This is a genomic window from Accumulibacter sp., from assembly GCF_031732815.1.
Classification (GTDB): Bacteria; Pseudomonadota; Gammaproteobacteria; order Burkholderiales; family Rhodocyclaceae; genus Accumulibacter.
The window spans coordinates 1-2582 of the sequence record NZ_JAVMKF010000288.1; the positions used below are offsets into that span (position 1 = coordinate 1).

General features: G+C 63.4%; 3 protein-coding genes. All 3 read left to right on the forward strand.

Annotated elements, in window-relative coordinates:
• The coding region (locus RKP46_RS16545) for a DUF4433 domain-containing protein (RefSeq protein ID WP_311107638.1) at positions 1 to 305 on the forward strand (305 nt) is incomplete at its 5' end.
• 15 nt (positions 306 to 320) lie between these two features.
• Entirely contained in the window at positions 321 to 1388 is a 1068-nt protein-coding gene (locus RKP46_RS16550; protein WP_311107639.1) for a macro domain-containing protein, read from the forward strand.
• A partial coding sequence (locus tag RKP46_RS16555; protein WP_311107640.1) for a DEAD/DEAH box helicase family protein occupies positions 1385 to 2582 on the forward strand: 1198 nt, incomplete at its 3' end. The genes RKP46_RS16550 and RKP46_RS16555, both read left to right, overlap by 4 nt.

Genomic DNA, 2582 nt, shown 5'->3' on the forward strand with positions numbered 1-2582 from the left:
CCTGGGCCAACGAGCACGGCCAGCGTTGGGCTTTCACGCTGTCAAACGCGGGCTCGTACTATTTCGAGGACCGCAGGGATCTCGCCCATTTGCACGAGATCGACTGGCGCGCCGTTTACGCAACGAACTGGCAGCAGTGCAAGGAAGGCAAGCAGGCCGAGTTCCTGCTCGAACGTCTTTTTCCGTGGCAACTCGTCGAGCGTATCGGGGTCCATTCGCAAGCGATCCATCAGCGGGTGGTGCAGGCGCTGCCTGCGAACGACCATCGACCGCTCGTCCAAGTCCTGCCCGGCTGGTATTACTGATTGCGGAGGAAAACAGTGATCGAATATAGAGAGGGCAACCTGCTGCGGGACGAAGCCGACGCATTGGTCAACACCGTAAACTGTGTCGGCGTGATGGGCCGCGGCATCGCGTTGCAGTTCAAGGAAGCCTTCCCCGAGAACTTCAGCGCCTACGCGGCGGCCTGCCGGCGCGCCGAGGTACAGCCGGGAAAGATGTTCGTGTTCGAAACCGGACAGCTAGCCCCGCCGCGCTACATCATCAACTTTCCGACCAAACGCCATTGGCGCGGCAAGAGCCGCATCGAGGACATCGAGGCGGGGCTAGCGACCCTGTCGCAGGTCATTCGCGAGAAGCAGATTCGCTCGGTCGCCATCCCGCCGCTCGGCAGCGGGCTGGGTGGGCTCGACTGGGCGCAGGTCAGACCACGCATCGAAGCGGCCCTGCGGCCGCTCGGCGACGTCAGCGTGCGCGTCTATGCGCCGGGACAGGCGCCGCCGCTGCCTGACACGATGACGCACCGCCACGCAGCCCCCGCCATGTCCCCTGGCCGTGCGGTACTGGTCGAGCTGACGCACCGCTATCTCCGCGGGCTGCTGGACCCCTTCATCACCCTGCTGGAGGTCCACAAGCTGATGTATTTCATGCAGGAAGCAGGTGAGCCTTTGCGGCTGCGATTCACGCCGGGGCACTACGGTCCTTACGCGGAGAATCTGGGCCATGTATTGCGCGCCGTCGAGGGACACCTCCTTTCTGGATACGCCGACGGCGGCGACACGCCGGACAAACCGTTGACGCTGGTTCCCGGAGCCATCGGCGAGGCGACCGACTTCCTCGCGCAACACGACGCCACACGCGCCCGCTTCGACCGGGTGGCTGCGCTGGTCGATGGCTTCGAGTCGCCTTTCGGGTTGGAGCTTCTGTCTACCGTGCATTGGGTCATGCACCATGAAGCCGCACACACCCGCGAAGAAGTCGTCGCCCGCACCCATGCCTGGAATGCACGAAAACAGCGGCAATTCTCACCGCGCCAGATCGGTATCGCCGTGAACGTACTGACGCAACACGGTTGGGTCGCGCCTCTGGATGCCGAAAGGGCGCAATGAAGCTTCATTTCGAGCCCGACCTGGATTATCAGCTCCAGGCCATCGATGCGGTGTGCGACCTGTTTCACGGGCAGGAGACCTGCCGGACCGAGTTTACCGTCACGCGCGATGCGGCCAGCAGGCAAATGGCGATGTTCGAGAACGACCTCGGCATCGGCAACCGCCTCTCGCTGCCCGATGACGAGGTGCTGGCCAACCTGCACGCCGTCCAGCTTCGCCACGGCCTTGCGCCTTCCCCCTCGCTTGCCTCGCGCGACTTCCATTTCACCGTCGAGATGGAGACCGGCACCGGCAAGACCTACGTCTACCTGCGAACCATCTTCGAGCTGAACAAACGCTACGGCTTCACCAAGTTCATCATCATCGTGCCCTCTGTGGCCATCAAGGAAGGCGTCTACCACACCATCCGGACGGCAGCAGCGCACCTCAAGGGACTCTACGCCGGCGCACCGTTCGACCACTTCATTTACGACTCGGCAAAGCTCGGCCAAGTGCGCAACTTTGCCACCAGCCCCCAGATCCAGATCATGGTGATGACGGTCGGTGCGATCAACAAGTTCGGCGACGAGCATCTGGCACAGGTGGAGGAAACGAACGAAACGTTGCGCCGCGAGAAATCGAAGAACGTGATGTATCGCGCCAGCGAGAAGACCGGCGGTGAGAAGCCGATCGACCTGATCCGCGCGACACGCCCGATCCTCATCGTCGACGAACCGCAGAGCGTCGAAGGCGGCCTAGACGGCAAGGGCAGACAGGCGATGGAGCGGATGAATCCGCTGTGCAACCTACGCTACTCGGCAACGCCCAAGCACGCTCACCACATGCTCTTCAGGCTCGATGCGGTGGATGCCTACGAACGCAAGCTGGTGAAGCAGATCGAAGTGGCGGCGGCCTCGCTGCAAAGCGGGCACAACAAGCCATACGTGCGCTTCATCGCGCCGATATCCCGTGGCAGGAGCGTGGTCGGCGCCCGAGTGGAAGTGGACGTCGCCACGGCCCACGGCGTCGCCCGGCAGACGGTCACCGTCGCGCCGCTCGACAAACTCGAAGAACTGACCCGGCGGGAGCTTTACCGCGATCACCTCATCGGGCAGGAAATCCGCGATGCCACGGACGACAAGTTCATGGAGCTGCGCTTTCCCGGCGGCGAGCGATTCCTCCGCCCAGGGGAAGCCCACGGCGACGTAGACGCGC